18 protein-coding genes are annotated in these 19,258 nt (G+C 61.2%); 11 read left to right on the forward strand and 7 right to left on the reverse strand.

Features of this window, described 5'->3' with window-relative positions; genetic code table 11:
- Positions 1–22: 22 nt before the first annotated feature.
- From JWQ61_RS19950 to JWQ61_RS19960, 3 genes are read right to left on the reverse strand one after another with little or no spacing between them, the layout of a single operon-like run.
- Positions 23–1,168 (reverse strand): CaiB/BaiF CoA-transferase family protein, encoded by a 1,146-nt coding sequence (locus JWQ61_RS19950; RefSeq protein WP_304362043.1) that lies wholly within the window; start codon positions 1,166–1,168, stop codon positions 23–25.
- Positions 1,169–1,184: 16 nt separating this feature from the next.
- Positions 1,185–2,105, reverse strand: a complete 921-nt coding sequence (locus JWQ61_RS19955) for an SDR family oxidoreductase (protein WP_304362044.1) — start codon at positions 2,103–2,105, stop codon at positions 1,185–1,187.
- A 48-nt stretch (positions 2,106–2,153) separates the two neighbouring features.
- Positions 2,154–3,293, reverse strand: a complete 1,140-nt coding sequence (locus JWQ61_RS19960; protein WP_304362045.1) for an acyl-CoA dehydrogenase family protein — start codon at positions 3,291–3,293, stop codon at positions 2,154–2,156.
- A gap of 432 nt (positions 3,294–3,725) precedes the next feature.
- Here JWQ61_RS19960 and ugpB point away from each other — a divergent pair, with 432 nt between their 5' ends.
- The 4 genes from ugpB to JWQ61_RS19980 all read left to right on the forward strand — a co-directional run bounded on the left by ugpB (position 3,726) and on the right by JWQ61_RS19980 (position 7,985).
- Positions 3,726–5,033: a sn-glycerol-3-phosphate ABC transporter substrate-binding protein UgpB gene (gene ugpB / locus JWQ61_RS19965; RefSeq protein ID WP_304362046.1), complete on the forward strand. Its 1,308-nt coding sequence runs from the start codon at positions 3,726–3,728 to the stop codon at positions 5,031–5,033.
- Positions 5,034–5,146: 113 nt separating this feature from the next.
- Positions 5,147–6,031 (forward strand): sn-glycerol-3-phosphate ABC transporter permease UgpA, encoded by an 885-nt coding sequence (ugpA, locus tag JWQ61_RS19970; protein ID WP_041741399.1) that lies wholly within the window; start codon positions 5,147–5,149, stop codon positions 6,029–6,031.
- Between the two features lie 21 nt (positions 6,032–6,052).
- Complete coding sequence (gene ugpE / locus JWQ61_RS19975) at positions 6,053–6,904, forward strand: sn-glycerol-3-phosphate ABC transporter permease UgpE (RefSeq protein ID WP_304362047.1); 852 nt, start codon at positions 6,053–6,055, stop codon at positions 6,902–6,904.
- A gap of 1 nt (position 6,905) precedes the next feature.
- Entirely contained in the window at positions 6,906–7,985 is a 1,080-nt protein-coding gene (locus tag JWQ61_RS19980; protein WP_304362048.1) for a sn-glycerol-3-phosphate import ATP-binding protein UgpC, read from the forward strand.
- Between the two features lie 43 nt (positions 7,986–8,028).
- On the opposite strand, the gene JWQ61_RS19985 is transcribed toward JWQ61_RS19980, so the two are convergent.
- Positions 8,029–10,443 (reverse strand): penicillin acylase family protein, encoded by a 2,415-nt coding sequence (locus tag JWQ61_RS19985; RefSeq protein WP_304362049.1) that lies wholly within the window; start codon positions 10,441–10,443, stop codon positions 8,029–8,031.
- 51 nt (positions 10,444–10,494) lie between these two features.
- On the reverse strand, positions 10,495–10,728 hold the full coding sequence (locus JWQ61_RS19990; protein WP_304362050.1) for a hypothetical protein: 234 nt from the start codon (positions 10,726–10,728) through the stop codon (positions 10,495–10,497).
- 151 nt (positions 10,729–10,879) lie between these two features.
- On the opposite strand from JWQ61_RS19990, the gene JWQ61_RS19995 reads away from it, so the two are divergent.
- A complete protein-coding gene (locus tag JWQ61_RS19995) occupies positions 10,880–11,707 on the forward strand; it encodes a ferritin-like domain-containing protein (RefSeq protein WP_304362051.1) in 828 nt (275 codons plus the stop codon).
- A 32-nt stretch (positions 11,708–11,739) separates the two neighbouring features.
- Here JWQ61_RS19995 and JWQ61_RS20000 read toward each other — a convergent pair whose 3' ends face one another.
- Positions 11,740–12,585, reverse strand: a complete 846-nt coding sequence (locus JWQ61_RS20000; RefSeq protein WP_304362052.1) for an amidohydrolase — start codon at positions 12,583–12,585, stop codon at positions 11,740–11,742.
- Between the two features lie 234 nt (positions 12,586–12,819).
- Here JWQ61_RS20000 and JWQ61_RS20005 point away from each other — a divergent pair, with 234 nt between their 5' ends.
- The 6 genes from JWQ61_RS20005 to JWQ61_RS20030 all read left to right on the forward strand — a co-directional run bounded on the left by JWQ61_RS20005 (position 12,820) and on the right by JWQ61_RS20030 (position 19,037).
- Positions 12,820–13,494 carry a response regulator gene (locus tag JWQ61_RS20005; protein WP_120237826.1) on the forward strand — a complete coding sequence of 225 codons (675 nt, stop codon included), beginning with the start codon at positions 12,820–12,822 and terminating at the stop codon, positions 13,492–13,494.
- Positions 13,484–14,917 carry a sensor histidine kinase gene (locus JWQ61_RS20010; protein ID WP_304362053.1) on the forward strand — a complete coding sequence of 478 codons (1,434 nt, stop codon included), beginning with the start codon at positions 13,484–13,486 and terminating at the stop codon, positions 14,915–14,917. The genes JWQ61_RS20005 and JWQ61_RS20010 overlap by 11 nt, the downstream gene beginning before the upstream one ends.
- Positions 14,918–15,082: 165 nt before the next feature.
- A complete protein-coding gene (locus tag JWQ61_RS20015) occupies positions 15,083–16,210 on the forward strand; it encodes a porin (RefSeq protein ID WP_304362054.1) in 1,128 nt (375 codons plus the stop codon).
- Positions 16,211–16,404: 194 nt separating this feature from the next.
- Entirely contained in the window at positions 16,405–17,001 is a 597-nt protein-coding gene (locus JWQ61_RS20020) for a phosphatase PAP2 family protein (protein ID WP_304362055.1), read from the forward strand.
- 57 nt (positions 17,002–17,058) lie between these two features.
- Positions 17,059–17,721 (forward strand): response regulator transcription factor, encoded by a 663-nt coding sequence (locus JWQ61_RS20025; RefSeq protein ID WP_304362056.1) that lies wholly within the window; start codon positions 17,059–17,061, stop codon positions 17,719–17,721.
- On the forward strand, positions 17,697–19,037 hold the full coding sequence (locus tag JWQ61_RS20030; protein WP_304362057.1) for an ATP-binding protein: 1,341 nt from the start codon (positions 17,697–17,699) through the stop codon (positions 19,035–19,037). Before JWQ61_RS20025 ends, JWQ61_RS20030 begins: the two co-directional genes overlap by 25 nt.
- Positions 19,038–19,049: 12 nt before the next feature.
- Here the strand turns inward: JWQ61_RS20030 and JWQ61_RS20035 are convergent.
- The coding region (locus tag JWQ61_RS20035) for a CoA transferase (RefSeq protein ID WP_304362058.1) at positions 19,050–19,258 on the reverse strand (209 nt) is incomplete at its 5' end.

Below are 19,258 nucleotides of genomic sequence, written 5' to 3' on the forward strand. Positions count from 1 at the left end.
TATTCTGCTGGACAACCTTGTTTCAAATCGCGCCGCTTGCGCGCAGTGCGGCTAACGCCGCCGCGCCAAATCCCAATTCTCCCAGAACGCTGGAGGTATCCGCTCCCAATGCCGGGCAATCGCCAGCCGTGCCGGCAGCGTCGCTGAACTTGATCGGCAGGTCCGGCAACGGCTTGCCGTCTTCCATCCGCACCAGGCCGCGTGCCTTGACCTGCGGGTTATCCAGCGCTTCCTGCGGGGTGTAGATGCCCGATACGCAGCAGTCGCGATCAGCCAGCAGCAACTCCCACGCATCGCGCGAGCGGGTCTTGAATAACGCCTCCAGGGCGCTCCGCAGCGCTGCGCCATCCGGCCCTGGCGCCAGCGGCAAGGCCGCCAGGTCGGGCCGCTCTACAGCCTTGCAGAAATTGAGGAAGAATTTAGGCTCCAACGCTGCCATCGCCACGTGCTTGCCGTCGGCGCAGGCGTAAATGCTGTAGTTGGCGAGGCCGCCGCTCAAGATATCGCCGCCGCGCGCCGCGCTCGCGCCTAGGGTGCGGATGGTTGCCAGCGACAGCGCCTGCAGCGCCAGCGTGCCGTCCAGCATGCCGATGTCGACCATGGTGCCCTGGCCCGAGGCGCGGGCGCCTATCACCGCCGCCAAGATGCCCAGGGCGCAGGTCAACGCGCCGCCGGCCAGGTCGGCGCTCTGGAAGTTCGACAGCGCCGGCGGACCGCCGGCGGCGCCGCTCTGGTCCAGCAGGCCGGCGTAGGCGCAGTAATTCATGTCGTGCCCGGCCCGGTCCTTGTAGGGGCCGGTCTGGCCGTAACCGGTCAGCGCGGCGTAGACCAGGCGCGGATTGATGATCTTCAGCTCCTGGTAGCCGCAGCCCAGCTTGTCCATCACGCCGGGCCGGAACGATTCGATCAAGACATCGGCCTGCGACACCATGACCTTCAGCACGGCGACCGCTTCCGGCTGCCGCAAATCCAGGGTCACCGATTTCTTGCCGCGATTGACCAGGGTAAACAATTCAGGCGACAGCATGCGTGCGTAATCGCCGCCTTGCGGCTCTTCCAGCTTGACCACTTCGGCCCCCATCTGCGCCAGGTATAGGCTGCAAAAGGGACCGGGCAGCAAACGGGTCAGGTCGAGCACCCGGATGCCGGACAGCAGCGGATTAGCCATTGCGGGTCATGGCGGGTTATGACTTTCTCTGGCCGAAGGGCGAGCCGACGTCCTGCACGATGGACATCAGCGATTCGCCTATGCTGGCAGGATAAGTAGCGTCGTCGAAATCGGTTATCCCTTGCCAATGTTCGGCGACCTGCTCGGGACCGAAAGCCTGTCCGTGGAAATGATGGCCTTGCGTGCGCTGCCAGCGCAGCTTGGCGTGGAAGCCAGCGCCGACCTCGAACAAGCTGCCGTTCTCCCGGCAACTCTCGTGACACAGGTATGCCGCCAGCGGCGCCACGAACTCCGGCTTGAGCGCTTCCATCATCTGCGGCGGCATCACCGTTTCCGAGATGCGCGAGCCGGCCAGCGGCGCGATGGTGTTGACCAGTACGTTCTTGGCGGCGCCTTCGATCGCCAGCGTATTCGCCATGCCGATCAGGCCCATCTTCGCCATGCTGTAGTTGGCCTGGCCGAAATTGCCGTAGATGCCGGCAGCCGAAGTGGTCATGACGATGCGGCCGTAACCCTTGTTGCGCATGTGCGGCCAGGCGGCATGGGTGACACGGAAAGCGCCCAGCACGTGGACGCGGTAGATCAGGTCCCAGTCGTCGGCGCTCATCTTGGCGAAACTGCTGTCGCGCAGGATGCCGGCATTGTTGATCACGATGTCGACGCCGCCGAAATGGTCGAGCGCGGTCTGCACGATCTGGCTGCCGTCTTCCACCGAGTCGTAGTTGGCGACCGCGCTGCCGCCGGCCGCCTTGATCTCCGCCACCACCTGGTCGGCAGCGGCGCTGGACTTGCCGCCGCCATGGACGTCTCCGCCCAGGTCATTCACCACTACATGGGCGCCGCGCGCGCCCAGCAGCAAGGCATGCACCCGGCCCAGGCCATTGCCGGCGCCGGTGACAATCGCCACCCGGCCGTCGTAGTTCAATTCATTTTGCAATTCATTTTCCATAGTCTGCATCTTTATTCAAAATAGAAAAACCCGTACTCATATTGACCGGGAAATAATCTCTTTCATGATTTCATTGGTGCCGCCATAGATACGCTGGGCGCGCGCATCGATATACGCACGCGCAATCGGATACTCCTGCATGAAACCGTAACCGCCATGCAATTGCAAGCACTGATCCAGCACCTTGCCTTGCAGGTCGGAACACCAGTACTTGGCGGCGGCAGCGGCATCCACCCGCAGCTCGCCCTCGACTTCCAGCTCGACGCAGCGATCCACAAACACGCGCGCGATCTGCAATTCGGTTTTCATCTCGGCCAGCTTGAAGCGCGTGTTCTGGAACGACGACACGGCGCGGCCGAAGGCCTGCCTGTCGCGTGTGTATTCGATGGTCGCAGTGAGCATGGCTTCCGCATTGGCGACCGAGGTGATCGCGATCAGCAGCCGCTCCCAGGCCAGTTCTTGCATCAGCATGGTGAAACCGGCGCCGACCTGGCCGACGATGTTGCTCTTCGGGACCCGCACATTTTCAAAGAACAGTTCGCAGGTATCCTGCGCCTTCATGCCGATCTTCTTCAGCGGTTTGCCCTTGCTGAAGCCGGGCCGGTCGGCCTCGATCACCAGCAAGGACACATTCTTCGCTCCGCGGCTCTTGTCGCCGACCTTGACCGCCACCACCGCCATGTCGCTGTTATAGCCGTTGGTGATGAATATCTTGGAGCCGTTGACGATGTAGTCGTCGCCGTCCTCGATCGCCGTGGTCTGTATCGCCTGCAGGTCCGAGCCGGTGCCCGGTTCGGTCATCGCGATCGCCGTGATCGCGGTGCCGGCGGCCATCTTCGGCAGCCAGGCCTGCTTCAGCTCTTCGCTGCCGTAACGCAGCAGGTAAGGCGCCACGATGTCGGAATGCAGCGGCCAGCCTATGCCCGAGGCGTTGCTGCTGGCCAGCTCTTCCAGCACGATGGTGCTGAACTTGCGGTCGACGCCGGAGCCGCCGTAGTTCTCCGGCATGTTGGTGCACAGGAAACCCAGTTCGCCGGCGCGCTGCCAGACATCGCGATCGACAAAACCCTGCTCCTCCCAGGCGGCATGGCGCGGCAAGACTTCAGCCTGCAGGAAACGGCGCAAGCTCTGGCGAAACTCTTCATGGTCGGAATTGAACAGCAGGCGCGGGATCATGCACGGCTCCGGCAAACGGCAAGACCGGCGGAGCCGGCGGTACGGCAGGTAAGTGCATGAGGCATGGTGTCTCCTGATATTTTTATTGTGTAATTTAATTTACACTTACATCGATCGCAGGTTAAAAATCATCCGGATTGATGGTATTTGAGAATACACCGATTTTCAATATGAAAGCTAGAGACAGGTCTCGGACTACTGGTAATTATTATTACACTACGATCGATTTCCGAAGCCACCTCTATGCAGCAACGGCGAGCCGGAAACCAAGCTTTTAGATCAGGCAGCATCCCGTCTTTCATTGCGCATAAGAAAAACAAACATTGCGCGGCTGACAAACTCACCTATAGAATCCGGCTTTACAGCGAGGCCGCTGCTGTCACGCAGTCGTCATATGACTTCGCTACCATAAAAAATTTTACGGAGGCCCTGATGAAATTGAAAGCACTGGCTATCGCTTGCACACTAGCGACCATGAGCATTGCGGCGCATGCCGCCACCGAGATATCGTGGTGGCATTCGATGGCCGGCGCGCTCGGCGACCGCGTCAACGGCCTCGCCGACGAATTCAACAAGAGCCAGTCGGAATACAAGGTCACCCCGGTTTACAAAGGCGCCTACGACGAAGCCATGGCAGCGGCGACCGCCGCTTATCGCGCCGGCAACGCCCCCGATATCCTGCAGGTGTTCGAAGTCGGCACTGCCACCATGATGTACTCCAAGGGCGCCATCAAGCCGGTGTCGGAAGTCATGAAGCTGGCCGGCGAATCGTTCGATCCTTCCGCCTACGTGCCAGCCATCGGCGGCTATTACGCCGCGCCCAAAGGCGGCGGCCTGCTGTCGCTGCCGTTCAACAGTTCGACCACAGTGATGTTCTATAACAAGGACATGTTCACCAAGGCGGGGCTCGATCCCAACAAGCCGCCGGTGACCTGGCAGGAACTCGCGGTCGACGCCGCCAAGCTGAAAGCCAGCGGCGCCAAATGCGCCTACACCACCACCTGGCAATCGTGGGTCGAGCTGGAATCGTTCTCGACCTGGCACAACGTTGAATTCGCCTCCAAGAACAACGGTTTCGACGGCCTCGACACGCGCCTGAAATTCAACAGCCCGCTGCACGTCAAGCATATCGAAAACCTGGCCAACTGGGCCAAGCAGGGTTACTTCACCTACGCCGGCCGCAAGGATGAAGCCACCTCGAAATTCTATGCCGGCGAATGCGGCATCCTGACCGGTTCGTCGTCCAGCTATGCAGACATCGCGAAGAATTCCAAGTTCAAGTTCGGCATCGCTACCCTGCCGTATTACAACGACGTCCCGGGCGCGCCGCAAAACACCATGATAGGCGGCGCTTCGCTGTGGGTCATGGGCGGCAAGAAAACCGAGGACTACAAGGGCGTCGCCAAGTTCTTCAAGTTCCTGTCGAAACCGGAAGTGCAAGCCAAATGGCATCAGGAAACCGGCTACCTGCCGACCACCACCGCGGCTTACGAAATCACCCGGAAGTCCGGTTTCTATGAGCGCAATCCCGGCACCGATGTTCCGGTCAAGCAGATGATCACCAAGACCACCGACAAGTCGCGCGGCATCCGCCTCGGCAACATGCCGCAGATCCGCACCATCATCGATGAAGAACTGGAAAACGTCTGGACCGGCAAGATCACGCCGAAACAGGCGCTGGACACCGCGGTGGAGCGCGGCAACCTGCTGCTGGAACGTTTCGAAAAAACCAACAAGTAAAACAGCCTGATATCTGGCTGTTCCCGCAGTGTTGACCTACACTGCGGGAATTGCATTTCGTCATACCCTGAAATCCCGCGCCAACGCGGATGCTCCGGTCAGAAAGCCTCATCTTGGAAAAACGCGCTCGCTTCAAGTCTGCCTGGCTGCCCTATGCGCTGGTCGCACCGCAGATCATCGTTACCCTGTTGTTCTTCGTCTGGCCGGCGGTGCAAGCACTGTACCAGTCGATGCTGCTGCAGGACGCCTTCGGCGGTTATTCCGAATTCGTCTGGTTCGACAATTTCCGCACCCTGTTCGCAGACAGCAATTACCTTGCCTCGTTCAAGACCACTGCGGTGTTTTCCATCCTGGTCGCCGTGCTCGGCCTGTCGCTATCGCTGATGCTGGCGGCCTTTGCCGATCGCGTGGTGAAAGGCTCGGCCATTTACAAGACCTTCCTGATCTGGCCTTACGCCGTATCGCCGGTGGTGGTTGGCGTACTGTGGATGTTCATGCTGAGCCCCACGCTGGGGATCGTCTCCAACTGGCTGCATTACATCGGCATCGACTGGAACCATGTGCTGAACGGCCGCCACGCGATGATACTGATCGTGATCGCCGCCGTCTGGAAGCAGGTCAGCTACAACTTCCTGTTTTTCCTGGCCGGCCTGCAAGCGATACCGAAGTCGCTGATCGAAGCCGCCGCGATCGACGGCGCCGGCCCGGTCAAGCGTTTCGCCACCATCATTTTCCCGCTGCTGTCGCCGACCACTTTTTTCCTGCTGGTGGTGAACATCGTCTATGCCTTCTTCGACACCTTTGCGATCATCGAAGCCACCACCCAGGGCGGCCCCGGCAAGGATACCGAGATCCTGGTCTACAAGGTCTTCATCGACGGTTTCAAGGGCGGCGACCTGGGCGGCGCCGCGGCGCAGTCGGTAGTCCTGATGACCATCGTCATCGTGCTCACCGTGGCGCAGTTCAAGTATGTTGAAAAGAAAGTCCAGTACGCATGAAAACTGTCACGAAAGCCGTCCATGATTGAGCGCCGTCCCATCCTCGACATGGTGAGCCACCTGGTGCTGATCCTGGGCGTCATCATCATCGCCTTCCCGCTGTATGTGGCTTTTGTCGCCAGCACGCAGACCGCGCAAGAAGCCGCGGCAGCGCCTTTGTCGCTGCTGCCCGGCAGCCATCTTGTCGAGAACTATGGCGCCCTGCTGACCAAGGGCGCCTCCGGCAACGTCTCGGCGCCGCCGGTGGCGCGCATGCTGCTGGTGAGCCTGATATCGGCGCTGACGATTGCGATCGGCAAGATCTCGATTTCCATGCTGTCGGCATTCGCCATGGTGTACTTCCGGTTCCCCGGACGCTCGCTATTTTTCTGGATGATTTTCATGACCCTGATGCTGCCGGTGGAGGTGCGCATCACGCCGACCTACCAGGTGGTGTCCGACTTCCACATGCTCAACAGCTACCCCGGCCTGACCATACCGCTGATCGCGTCGGCCACCGCCACTTTCCTGTTCCGCCAGTTCTTCCTGACCATCCCCGATGAACTGGCGGAAGCCGCGCGCATCGACGGCGCCGGCCCCTTGCGCTTTTTCAAGGACGTGATCTGGCCGCTGTCGCGCACCAATATCATCGCGCTGTTCGTGATCATGTTCATTTACGGCTGGAACCAGTACTTGTGGCCGCTAATGATCGCCACCAACCAGGACATGTATCCGATCGGCATAGGCATCAAGACCCTGATCGCCGGCGGCGATTCGGCGGTGGAATGGAATATGGTGATGGCCACCCTGGTGCTGGCGATGCTGCCGCCGGGCCTGGTTGTAGTGGTGATGCAAAAATGGTTTGTTAAAGGTCTGGTTGATTCCGAGAAGTGATATGGCAAAAGTACACCTAGAAAACGTCAAGAAAACCTACGGCAAGGCGCCCAAGGCGGTCGATGTCATCCACGGCATTTCGATCGATATCGCCGATGGCGAATTCATCGTCATGGTGGGCCCTTCCGGCTGCGGAAAATCGACCTTGCTGCGCATGGTGGCGGGCCTGGAAGAAGTCACTTCCGGCGACATCGTCATCGGCGACCGCGTGGTCAACCAGCTGGAGCCGAAAGATCGCGACATCGCCATGGTGTTCCAGAACTATGCGCTGTACCCGCACATGAGCGTGTACGAAAACATGGCTTACGGCTTGAAGATCCGCGGCCTCGGCAAGGACGACATCGAAGTGCGGGTGCAGAAGGCGGCCAAGATCCTGGAACTGGGCGCGCTGCTGCAACGCACCCCGCGCCAGCTGTCCGGCGGCCAGCGCCAGCGGGTGGCGATGGGGCGCGCCATCGTGCGCGAGCCGGCGGTATTCCTGTTCGATGAACCGCTGTCCAACCTGGACGCCAAGCTGCGGGTGCAGATGCGCCTGGAAATCCAGAAACTGCACCGCACGCTGGGCACCACCAGCCTGTACGTGACGCATGACCAGGTCGAAGCCATGACCCTGGGCCAGCGCATGATCGTCATGAACGGCGGCCGCGCCGAACAGATAGGCACGCCGGCCGAGGTCTATGCCAGACCCGCCACCACCTTCGTCGCCAGCTTTATCGGCTCGCCGCCGATGAACCTGTTGCAGGGCCGGCTGGCGGAGGACGGCTGCAGCTTCACGCTGGCCAACGCCGACGCCGTCGCACTGCCGTTCGTCCACGGCACAATCGCCGGCCACGATTGCATCATGGGCCTGCGTCCAGAGCAGCTGATCTTCGGCCAGCCCGGTTTGAACCTGCGCGCGGAACTGGTAGAAGCCTTGGGCGCCGACCTGCTGGTGCATGCTTCGATAGGAGACCAGCTGCTGGTGATGCGGGTGCCGGCCGCGACCGCGGTCGTCACAGGCCAGCAAATCACTGCCGGTTTTGATCCCGCGGCCCTGCACTGGTTTGATCCGCAGACAACTCAGCGTATCGAACTGGCATAAAAAAGGGCGCTGACCAGCGCCCTTTTTACTTTCCACCTGCAGTTCAGTTTTGCGGCTGCAGGCGAATCCGCTGCACCGTGGCCTTCTCCACCGCAGCTCGTGAATACAGCAGCGGGAAATATTCCCCCTTGAGCCATTTATCCGCCAGGTCGCGGTAGTGCGGACTGTCCGGATCTCCCGATTGTCCCGGCGAGTTGACCGCGCGCGAATTATCCCAGTTGCCGACGTCGACCACCACCCGGAACGAGGGGCCGTTGGTTTGCAGGAAATCGCTACTGCGATAAGTCGACTGGTTGGGCGAATAGGCGCCGCCATGGGTCGGCATGGGGCCGACATTCAATTTTGCACGGGTAGCTTCATCCACCGCAGCGGCCAGCGGATGCTCCATCAGGTTATGATGCAGCTTGCCCCATTGCCACTGGCTGGTCTCGCTGCCCTGCAGCTTCTGCAGTTCGGCATAAGCATCGCTCAAGCTACTCAATAACACCTGGTCGCGCTTTTGCACGGCGTCCGGGCCAAAACGCGCCTGCGGCTGTTCAAGCGTGTCCAGCAGCACGGCGGTGTCCGGCGCGCCCATCGCTTCCGCCGCCGCCGGGCTCAGCACCGCAGCCTTGAACGCCTTGCCCAAATGCCGCGAGAGCCACACTTCAAACAAGGCGGCTTGCGCCGAATCGGCGCGCTCGACGAAATCCCAGCCGGCAAACAGGTTCAGCGCCGCCTGGGTCTGGGCATCGCTGGAGGACAGCGGTTTCAGCAGCGCCGCCAGGCGCCGCGCCGGGATCGACAGATCATCGTTTTGCAGGCGCATGGAATCTTCCAGCGACACCTTGTTCAGCGACGACAGCACTTCGCTGATGCGCGTGAAGCGTGAATTGTTGGTCCATTCAAAACCGAGCTTGCGTTCGCGATACGGATAACCGTCCGGCAGGTTCATCTGGTTGGCGGAGGCGAACCAGCCCTGCTTCGGGTTGTAGCTGGAAGGCAGCTGGTCGCCCGACCAGAAGCCGGCCCATTCGTAGCGGCCGTCGCCAGGCACCGGCAGCAGGCCGTCCCAGTTGGGACGGATCGGCGCCAGCCCGCCCGGCACCCAGCCGATGTTGCCCTTGGTGTCGGCATACACCTGGTTCTCGGTCGGCGCGCCCCAATGCAGCAGGGAATGCTTGAACTCGACAAAATTCCTGGCGCGCATATAGTCGATGCTGCCGAAATACGGCGACATGCCTGGCTCCAGCCAGCCTGAGCGGACGGCAAAAGCGCGGCTTTTCCCCGGCTCGGAAAAAATCACCGGCCCGTGGCGGCTGAACACCAGTTCGGCAGAAACCGGTTTCCCGCCCTTGACCGGAATCTGTTCCGTGATGATGTTGAACGACTCCCAATTGCCTTGGTATTTATACTGGTCCGAATGCTCGGGGTTGAGCTGGTAGACGTACAGATCTTCCTGGTCGATATTGAAAATCGTCAGGCCGAAGGCGACGCTGCCGTTATGTCCGATAGAAATGCCCGGCAACGCCGGTTCGCCGGCGCCGATCACATTCAGGCCAGGCGCATTGATATGGGCGATGTAGCGCAGCGACGGCGCCGAATATGCGCGGTGCGGATCGTTCGCCATGATGGCGCGGCCGGTCGCCGATTTTGCCGGCGCGACTACCCAGTTGTTGCTGCCTTCGGCGACTTCTTCAGGATTCTCGGCAGCGGCGATCACCACGGCGTCGCTCTGCCCTTTCTGCAAGCTGTCCTTGCTGATCTTCACGCCCTGGGTGGCGAGCTGGAACACTTTCAGCAAATCCTTCGGCAGGCAGGGATCCAGCCCTTCCGGCATCGTCGTCTCCCATTTCGGCGTCAGGCCGAAACGGATCTCATCGGATTTCAGGTCGGCCTTGCAGGCGACATTGGCGCGCGCCACTTCGCTGTCCAGGTTGCGGGTAAGGCCGTGGCTGCGGATGCGCACCACGTCTGCCGCCTGCCATCTGGCCGGCGCATAACCCAGCTGCTTGAATTCAAACGGCAATTTTTCCGGATGGGCGTTGACATAGTCGACATAAGCATTGATGCCGGCCACGAAGGTATTGGCCACCTGCTGCGCGTGCGGGCCGTAGGACTGCCACTCGCGCTGCATGTCGCCGCGGTACAGGAACAGCCGCGCCGCGCGGTCTTGCTGCACGTAGGCCGGGCCGAATACCTGCGCCAGCAGCCCGAGGCCGCGGCGGCGCCACAGATCGATCTGGAACAGGCGGTCACGCGCCGCATTGAAGCCCTGGACAAAAAAAGCGTCATCCTGGTTCGCCGCGTATATGTGCGGTACACCCCATTGGTCTACTAAAATTTCCGCTGGTTTTTTCAAACCTGCAATCTTGTAGGTGGCGACAGGCGCCGCCGACGTATCCTTGGCCTGGCTTGAGGTTGCGGCGAATGACACCAGCAGCGCCGCCGCAGCGCAGATAGATCGTTGCATGAGCATTTGTCTCTTTTGTATTTTATTTACAAACCGGCGCCTGGGCCGCAGAGCAATTTATTCGGTCAGCGCAACCAGGTTATCCACTTCGATTTTTGCGAATTCGACACTGCTGTCATAGGCGGTATGCAGGCTGGTGTGCGCACTCTCGGTATTGGTGCGGCTGGAAACGCTGGCGCCCGCCTTCAGTATCTGGTAGCCGTCATGCCACAGGTCGTCATGGCCCTGCACCGGTTTCGGCACGATGACGTAACCGCGATATTCGACATTTTCATTGGTTTGGTCGCTCATATTGGCCTCGCTGCAAAATAAGGCTTAATCCTAGCATGAGCCTGAAATGCACACATCGCGGCAAAATCGTGTACCTTGAACCTATTGTCAAAGCATGCGTCATACCTGTAAGTAGTTCTATATCAGTCACAACCACATGGAGAGATTGATTATGCACAAAGGTAGCGAACAGAATACGCACTGGAAAATCGCCGACCTGGATTTTTCAAAAATCAACATCCCTAAAGTCCGGCCCGACGAAAACCTTTTTTACCTGGTCACCTGCGCTTCGTTTGTTGAAAGCGGCTCCGACCTGTATACACAGAACCTGGTGGACTATTACGGCGACGAGCCGGAAATCTCCACCTGGCTGCGCGAGCAGTGGGAAGTCGAAGAGCTGCAGCATGGCCAGGCGCTGCGCGCCTATGTCGAGCACATATGGCCGGAATTCGACTGGCCCACCGCCTATCGCAACTTCCTCGAAGAATATTCGACCTATTGCAAGGTCGAGCTGCTGGAACCTAGCAAAGGCCTGGAAATGGTGGCGCGCTGCGTGGTGGAAGCCGGCACCGCCACCTTCTACAGCGCGCTATCGCGCAGCACCGATGAGCCGGTGCTGAAGGACCTGGCCTCGCGCATCGCCAGGGACGAGGTGAACCATTACAAGCATTTCTTCCGTTATTTCCGCCGCTTCCGGCAGCACGAGGGACTGCGCCGCCACCGCATCTTCGGCGCCCTGCGCCGCCGCACGCTGGAAATGAAAAACGAAGATGCCGCCTGCGCCCTGCGTCACGTGCTCGGCACCAGGGCGCCGCAGCATGCCGACAACCAGGTCATGCTGCAGCAGATCCACAGCAAGATGAACACCACCATACGCAGCCACCTGTCGCCCGACATGACGATCAAGATGATCATGCGGCCGCTGGACCTGCCGCCTGCGGTGCAGTCGATGGTGGCCTACCCGGTCACACAGATCATGAACAAGGTGTTTTTGCGTTAATTTTGCGTAATTTTTCGTTAAGCGCGCTCGCGCTATAGACGGTAAAAGCGCTGCGCATTCAGGCCCATGACCTGCTGCCGCTGCAGAGGATCGAGACCAGCCAGCAAAACATCGGTAGCCGCCAGCCAGCGCCCATAATCCGCCGCCAGGTTGACTACCGGCCAGTCGCTGCCCCAGAGCACCCGTTCGGCGCCGAATACCTCCAGCACGTGAGACGCATACGGCTGCAGCTGGCCCACTTGCCAGCCGGCTGCCGCTTCGGTCACCAGCCCCGACAGCTTGCAATACACCTGCGGCAGCGCCGCCAGGCGGCTCATCGATGTCCGCCAGGGTTCCATTGCGGCGCTGGCGATCAGCGGTTTGGCGGCATGGTCGATAACGATGGGCAGGTCCGGATAGCGCTCGGCGAACTCCAGCAAAAACGGCAGCTGGCGCGGCACGACCAGCGCGTCCAGGCTCAGCCGGTGGCGCTGCATGGCGGCGATTGCCGGCGCCAGCTGCGGATCGCAGATCCAGTCGTCGGCCAGGCCCTGCAGCATGGGGCGCAAGCCCCGCATCTTCGGATGGCTGGCCAGCAGCTGTATTTGCGGTTCGGCGTTGGCTGCCTTCAGATCGGCCCAGCCCACCACTGCCCGGATAAATGCGCTGCGCTCAGCCAGCCCGAGCATGAACAAGGTATCGCTCATGCTGGGCAGGGATTGCACCAGCACGCTGCCGCTTATGCCGTGCTGCTGCAGCAAGGGCTCCAGCTGGTCCGGCAGGAAGTCGCGATGGATTGACGCCAGTTCCGGCGGCGGCCATTGCCCCGTCCGGTTCGCCAGCAGCCAGAAATGTTGATGGGCATCGATGCGCATGGGGGCCGGTGCCGTATCAAGCATATCGTCAGGCATGTCGTCAGGCATATTGTTGGTCTCGGATCGGTATCTTTGGCATGGCCGGCAGATGCGGCGAAAGGTCCATTGGATGGACCAATACTATCATGTGCAATTTTCGCAAGGCAATTGAAAATTTCCCGCGCCGCGATTTATCGATAGCCAATTCCGGACATGCCTTTCATAATCCGCCTCATCGCCGAATGCGGTCATAACGGCGTCCCCGAGACGGAAACAACTATGCGAATCTTGCTGGTAGAAGACAACAGGCCACTGTCCGAATGGCTGGCGCTAACCCTGCACCGCAATAAATACACAGTCGATTGCGTCTACAACGGCGCCGACGCCGATCATTTGTTGCTCACGCAGCAATACGAGCTGATCATCCTTGACATGTCCCTGCCGAAACTGGACGGCAGCGAAGTGCTCAAGCGCCTGCGTGCGCGCCACAACAACGTGCCGGTGCTGATCCTGACCGCCAACAATTCGGTCGAAGGCCGCATCGTCGGCCTCAATACCGGCGCCGACGACTACATGGCGAAACCGTTCGACGTCAATGAGCTGGAGGCGCGCATCCGCGCCCTGCTGCGCCGCGCCAACCAGCAGAAAAACCCGATCCTGCAATGCGGATCGCTGAGCTACGACAGCAACAGCCTGATCTTTTCCATCGACGGCGTCGCCCTCACCCTGACCCGGCGCGAACATGCCGTGCTGGAAACCCTGATCATGAAAATGGGGAAAACCGTCAGCAAGCAAGCCCTGGCCGAGAGCCTGTACGCGATGGCGGAAGACGTATCGCAGGACGCCATCGAAGTCTACATCCACCGCATCCGCAAGAAACTGGAACATGGCGACGCCGCCATCATCACTTTGCGCGGACTGGGCTACCTGCTCAAGCATCAGCATGAGGTCTAGCAGCCTGCGCACCCAGCTGCTGCTGTGGCTGCTGGTGCCGCTGGTGCTGTTCGTCGGCGTCAACATCTGGGTCACCTACCATAATGCGATCGAGATGGCGACCGTGGTGCACGACCGCATGCTGCTCGGCTCGGCGCGCATCATCGGCGAACAGATACATTACGAAGACGACACCTTGCAGGTGGTGATCCCGCCCGCCGCGCTGGAGCTGTTCCAGTCCGATTCGCACGACCGGGTGTATTACCGCGTGGTAGCCGCCAACGGCAAGCTGCTGGCCGGGCAGCCCGATTTGCCCGGCCCGCCGCACATGCCGCGCAATGAGGAATCGGTTTATTTCAACGCCAGCTTTCGCGACGATCCGGTGCGCATCGTCGCCTTTTCGCAGCCAGTGTTTGGCGTTCCCGCGCAGGGATCGGTGCTGATCGAAGTGGCGCAAACCCAGCATTCCTACAAGACGCTGTCAGACCGCATGTGGGAACACACGGTGCAGCAACAGCTGGCGATACTGGTGCTGGTGGTGCTGCTGCTGTTGCTGGGACTGCGCCACGGCCTGGCGCCGATGATGCGCTTGCGGGACCGGGTCCGGCGCCGCAAGCCGGGCGCCCTGGAAGCGCTCGACACGGCGCCGGTGCCGACCGAGCTGGCGCCGCTGGTGCATGCCATCAACGACTACGTGCAGCGGCTGGACGACCATATGTCGGCCCACGGCCGCTTCATCGCCAATGCTTCGCATCAATTGCGCACGCCGCTGACGCTGCTCAACACACAGGTCAACTACGGCTTGCGCAGCAACGACATCGGCGCCAAGGATGCGGCACTGCGCGCGATCAATAACGGCGTGCAGCACGGGATCCGGCTGGTCAACCAGCTGCTGACGCTGTCCAATGCGGAAACCGGCGTCGGCCACCCCTTGCGCCAGGCCGACGTCAACCTGGTCGAAGCGGTGCAGCGCGTGCTGGAAGAACTGGCGACGCTGGCGCAGGCCAAGAAGATCGATCTCGGTTTCGAGTTTGCCGGCGCGCCGGTGACGGTCCATGCCACGCCGTCGATGCTGGAAGAGCTGGTCGCCAACCTGGTCGATAACGCATTGCGCTACACGCCTGCCGGCGGCCGCGTCACCGTCGCGGTCACGACGGCGGGACAGGCCACCCTGCTGCACGTCGAAGACAACGGCCCCGGTATCCCGGAGGAAGAACGGGAACGGGTATTCGAGCGTTTCTATCGCCTGCACGAAGAACGCTCGGACGGCAGCGGCCTCGGCCTGGCCATCGTGCGCGAGATTGCGCTCGCCAGCAGGGCTGCGGTCGCCTTGTCCAGCCCGGCGACGGGCAGCGGGCTGATCGTCACGGTCAGTTTCCCGTCGGTGCCGGGCGCAGGAACACCGGCATTGCAGCCGGCAGCGTTCTCCGGCAAAGCTTACTGACAGCTTTCAAAAACGGAATTTATTTTTCCTCGCTGTGGCGCAAAACCGACAGCCGAAAGCCAGCCATTTGGCTTCCTGAAAGCAGTTAGTAAGCTTGCGAATTTTATAGTTGGACCGCCGATCCAGACGATCGGCAAATCCAACTAAAAAATATCTGGAGACAAAATGAAAAAATCGCTGCTAGCGCTAGCCGTCCTGGGGACATGTGCCCACGCCGCCTATGCACAGACCAATGTCACGGTCTATGGGCTGATCGACGCCACCATCAGCACTATCAACCATGCCGACAAGAACGGCGACCGCCTGACCGGCATCCCGGTCGCCTGGTTCAGCGGCAACCGCATCGGCTTCCGCGGCGCCGAAGACCTGGGCAGCGGGCTCAAGGCCATTTTCAAGCTGGAAGCCGAGTTCGTGGTCGGCACCGGTGAAATGGACACACCGGGCGTACTGTTCAACCGCGACGCCTGGGTCGGATTGCAAGACACCACCTTCGGCCAGGTCACCCTGGGCCGCCAGAACACCCTGGCGCGCGATTTTTCCCAGGTCTATGGCGACGCCTACGGCTCCAAGCTCGGCCTGGAAGAAGGCGGCTACACCAACAACAACAATTTCAAGCAACTGATTTTCTACTCGGGCAGCGCCACCGGCACGCGCTATGACAACGGCCTGGTCTGGAAGAAAGTGTTCAGCAACGGCGTGGTGGCGGGCCTCGGCTATCAGTTCGGCGAAACCGCCGGCCAGTTCGCGCGCAACACCACCAAATCGGCGGCGATCGGGTACAACGGTTCGAATTTCATCGTTTCCGCCTTCATCAACCAGGCTGACGTAGGCAACGGAATCGACACCAGTCTCGAAAAGCACAAATCCTATTCGGTGGGCGGCAGCTACATGTTCGACCTGGTGCGCCTGAATGCAGGTTATTTCCACTACACGGCAGAGCAAGGTGCGCTCGGCCAGCGCAAGGACGACGCGTATACCGTATCGGCCAAGTTCACGCCGCAGGGTTCCTTCGACTATGAAATCGGCTACCAGGTAATGAAAGCTGACAATGCGGCTTACAACGCGGCCGGCACCAGCACCTTGAATGCCTATGCAGATGCAAGCGGCTCGACCGCGGCCGGCAGCGGCAAGAAAAAAACGCTGTACGGTTCGACCTTCTACCATCTGTCGAAACGCACCGAACTGTACCTGGCTGCCGACTACATGAAACTGGACGACGGCTATCGCGTAGGATCGGCCAACGGCTTCAAGAACCAGACTGAATTCGCCATGGGCATGCGCACCCGTTTCTGATTCTTTATTCCTGCAGCAGGCGAAGCCGGCCCGGACTGACGTCAGCGCCGGCTTTTTCATTGCGCGCAGCCGGCTGCAGCATCCGTCCGGCATCCCCTCAGTAACAGCTAAGTCTCGGTAACTATCCTGCTTACCCAATGTCATAGACTGCGGCCCCGATCCCGGGGTGTGGTCGCATATTGTCAAAGGGCATCATGGAAGAATTGAATCACTCGCTGTTTCTGCTGATTAACGCCAGCACCCATCCCTCCCCGTTCCTGCTGCATGCCGCCTTGGCCTGCGCGGAATGGCTGATTTTCCTGATCCCGGCCGGACTGCTGCTGGGCTGGCTGCGCGGCGGCGAACAGACCCGCAAGCTGATGCTGGAGGCTGCCGTCTGCGGCATCGTCGCTTTGTCGGCCAGCATGCTGATCGGCACGCTGTGGCCGCATCCGCGCCCGTTCATGATCGGCCTTGGCACGAATTTCCTTGAGCATGCCGCCGATTCCTCGTTCCCCAGCGACCATCTGACCTTGCAATGGTCGGCAGCTTTCAGTTTCCTGCTGCATCGCCGGCTGCGCAAGTTCGGCCTGGCCTTGAGCCTGCTCGGCCTGCCCATGGCGTGGGCCCGGATTTACCTCGGCGTCCACTTCCCGCTGGACATGCTGGGCGCGGTCTTGGTCGCCGCGCTCAGCGCAGGGCTCTGCTTTGGCTGCGCAAAATGGTTCATCGGGCCGCTGTTCGCGGCGCTCTCGCTCATCCACAGGCGCCTGTTCGCGCCGTGGATCCGGCGCGGCTGGATATTGAAATAAGCCGGGTGCAAGGTAGAATCAGCGAGAGAAGCAATCCGGCGCATGGAGAGGAACGCAATGAGGGTACTGCTGGTAGAGGACGACCGCATGATCGGCGACGCCGTCCAGATGGCATTGCGCGACGCCAGCCACGCCGTCGACTGGGTGCATGACGGCGCTGCAGCCTTGAGCGCGGCAGCCAGCCAAAGCTACGACGTGATGCTGCTTGACCTCGGCCTGCCGCGCCAGGACGGCTTCGCTGTGCTGCGCCAGTTGCGGCAGCAAGGCAGCGCCCTGCCCTTGCTGATCGTGACGGCGCGCGATGCCGTCGAAGACCGCATCGGCGGCCTCGACCTCGGCGCCGACGATTACCTGGTCAAGCCGTTCGAGATGGGCGAACTGCTGGCGCGCATGCGCGCCGTGGTCAGGCGCAAGGCCGGCAACGCCAATCCGGTGATGAGCAATGGCTCCCTGTTCCTCGATCCCAGCACGCGCGAAGTAACCGCGGACGGCATCGCAACCCGCTTGTCGGCCCGCGAATTTTCCCTGCTCCATGCACTGCTGCTGAGGCCGGGAGCGATCTTGTCGCGCCAGGAACTGGAAGACCGCATCTATGGCTGGAACGAAGAAGTCGAAAGCAATGCGGTGGAATTCCTGATTCATTCGATCCGTAAAAAGCTGGGCGCGGCGTCAATCAAAAATGTCAGGGGACTGGGATGGATGGTTTCCAAGCAAGATTAGGCCGTTCGCTGCAGTTCCGGCTATCGCTGTGGCTATCCCTGGTGATTCTCGCGATGGCGGTTCCGGCCGGCGTGTTTTCCTTTTATTCGGCTTTCCATGAAGCCAACGACCTGCAGGACGACCAGCTGCGCCAGGTAGCCGCGCTGGTGCTTAGCCGCGACCTGCCGCCGGCCACGCCGGACCGCCATGCGATCGGAAAAATGAAGGACGAGGAATCGAAGGTCATCGTCCAGGTCCTGGCTGCGGCCGCGCCGGCCAAGGGCGATGACGACGCGCTGCGGCTGCCCGCCGATCTGCCCGACGGCATACAGACATTCAAGGCGAGCCGTGTGCATTGGCGTCTGTTCGTACAGACGACTCCTTCCGGCCAGCGCCTGGCGGTAGGCCAGCAGACTGCGGTGCGCGACGAAATCGCGCGCGACAGCGGCCTGCGCACCATGATGCCGTTCATGGTGCTGATCCCGGTATTGATAGCGCTGGTCAGTTTCCTGGTGCGCCGCATGCTGCGGCCGATCGCCAGGCTGTCGCAGGAAGTCGACCGGCGCGACGACCAGGACATGCGACCGCTGGCGGAACAGCAGGTGGCGGATGAAATCCGGCCGCTGATCGGCTCCATCAACCGCCTGCTGCGGCGGGTCGCCGATAACATGGACACCCAGCGCCGCTTCCTGGCCGATGCCGCACATGAGTTGCGCTCGCCGCTGACGGCATTGTCGCTGCAGGCGGAAAATCTCGCCGCCACCGACCTTTCGCCGGCATCGAAAGCACGCCTGCTGCCGTTGCGGCAAGGCTTGAATCGCAGCAAAGCCTTGCTGGAGCAGCTGCTGACGCTGGCCCGCTCGCAAAATACCGGTGCACCCCAGCTCACCCAGGTTTCCTTGCAAGCCGTGCTGCGGCGGGTGATGGAGGACAGCCTGCCGCTGGCGCAAGCCAGGCAGATCGACATCGGCATCGAAGCCGATACCGAGATCACGCTGGCGGCGCAGGAAGTCGATATCGTCGCCCTGGTGCGCAACCTGATCGACAACGCCATCCGCTATACCCCGCAGGGCGGCAATGTGGAGCTGCGCGCACGCCTGCAGCCCGGCCTGGTGTCGATCGAGGTGGAAGACAGCGGCCCGGGGATCGAACCAGCCGAGCGCGAACGGGTATTCGATCCTTTTTACCGAGTGCTGGGCAGCGACCAGGACGGCTCGGGCCTGGGTCTTTCGATCGTCAAGTCGATCGTGGTCCGGCTGCACGGCAAGATTGAACTGCAACATGCGCGCAGCGCCGCACCCCACGGATTAAAGGTCATTGTCCAGATCCCGGTCTGATGCCGGCAATGCTCAGATCACGCCCTGCCGGCGCAGCTGCTCAATCTGCTCCGCGCTCCTGCCGATAGCGGCCAGCACCTCCGCCGTGTGCTGCCCCAGTTCCGGCCCCACCCAGTTGGTCTGGCCCGGCGTCGCCGACAGTTTCGGCACGATGCCCGGCAAGTCTATCGGCTGGCCGTCCGGCAGCACATGCTGCTGGATCATGTCGCGCGCGCGGAAAT

The sequence above is a fragment of the Collimonas fungivorans genome, from assembly GCF_028292705.1.
Taxonomy (GTDB): domain Bacteria; phylum Pseudomonadota; class Gammaproteobacteria; order Burkholderiales; family Burkholderiaceae_D; genus Collimonas; species Collimonas fungivorans_B.

Excerpts from the sequence above, each read along its gene's own strand:
- JWQ61_RS19950 (WP_304362043.1), bottom strand. The coding sequence starts at position 1,168 with ATGGCTAATCCGCTGCTGTCCGGCATCCGGGTGCTCGACCTGACCCGT.
- JWQ61_RS19960 (WP_304362045.1), bottom strand. The coding sequence starts at position 3,293 with ATGATCCCGCGCCTGCTGTTCAATTCCGACCATGAAGAGTTTCGCCAG.
- ugpB (WP_304362046.1), top strand. The coding sequence starts at position 3,726 with ATGAAATTGAAAGCACTGGCTATCGCTTGCACACTAGCGACCATGAGC.
- ugpE (WP_304362047.1), top strand. The coding sequence starts at position 6,053 with ATGATTGAGCGCCGTCCCATCCTCGACATGGTGAGCCACCTGGTGCTG.
- JWQ61_RS19980 (WP_304362048.1), top strand. The coding sequence starts at position 6,906 with ATGGCAAAAGTACACCTAGAAAACGTCAAGAAAACCTACGGCAAGGCG.
- JWQ61_RS19985 (WP_304362049.1), bottom strand. The coding sequence starts at position 10,443 with ATGCTCATGCAACGATCTATCTGCGCTGCGGCGGCGCTGCTGGTGTCA.
- JWQ61_RS19990 (WP_304362050.1), bottom strand. The coding sequence starts at position 10,728 with ATGAGCGACCAAACCAATGAAAATGTCGAATATCGCGGTTACGTCATC.
- JWQ61_RS19995 (WP_304362051.1), top strand. The coding sequence starts at position 10,880 with ATGCACAAAGGTAGCGAACAGAATACGCACTGGAAAATCGCCGACCTG.
- JWQ61_RS20000 (WP_304362052.1), bottom strand. The coding sequence starts at position 12,585 with ATGCTTGATACGGCACCGGCCCCCATGCGCATCGATGCCCATCAACAT.
- JWQ61_RS20005 (WP_120237826.1), top strand. The coding sequence starts at position 12,820 with ATGCGAATCTTGCTGGTAGAAGACAACAGGCCACTGTCCGAATGGCTG.
- JWQ61_RS20010 (WP_304362053.1), top strand. The coding sequence starts at position 13,484 with ATGAGGTCTAGCAGCCTGCGCACCCAGCTGCTGCTGTGGCTGCTGGTG.
- JWQ61_RS20015 (WP_304362054.1), top strand. The coding sequence starts at position 15,083 with ATGAAAAAATCGCTGCTAGCGCTAGCCGTCCTGGGGACATGTGCCCAC.
- JWQ61_RS20020 (WP_304362055.1), top strand. The coding sequence starts at position 16,405 with ATGGAAGAATTGAATCACTCGCTGTTTCTGCTGATTAACGCCAGCACC.
- JWQ61_RS20025 (WP_304362056.1), top strand. The coding sequence starts at position 17,059 with ATGAGGGTACTGCTGGTAGAGGACGACCGCATGATCGGCGACGCCGTC.
- JWQ61_RS20030 (WP_304362057.1), top strand. The coding sequence starts at position 17,697 with ATGGATGGTTTCCAAGCAAGATTAGGCCGTTCGCTGCAGTTCCGGCTA.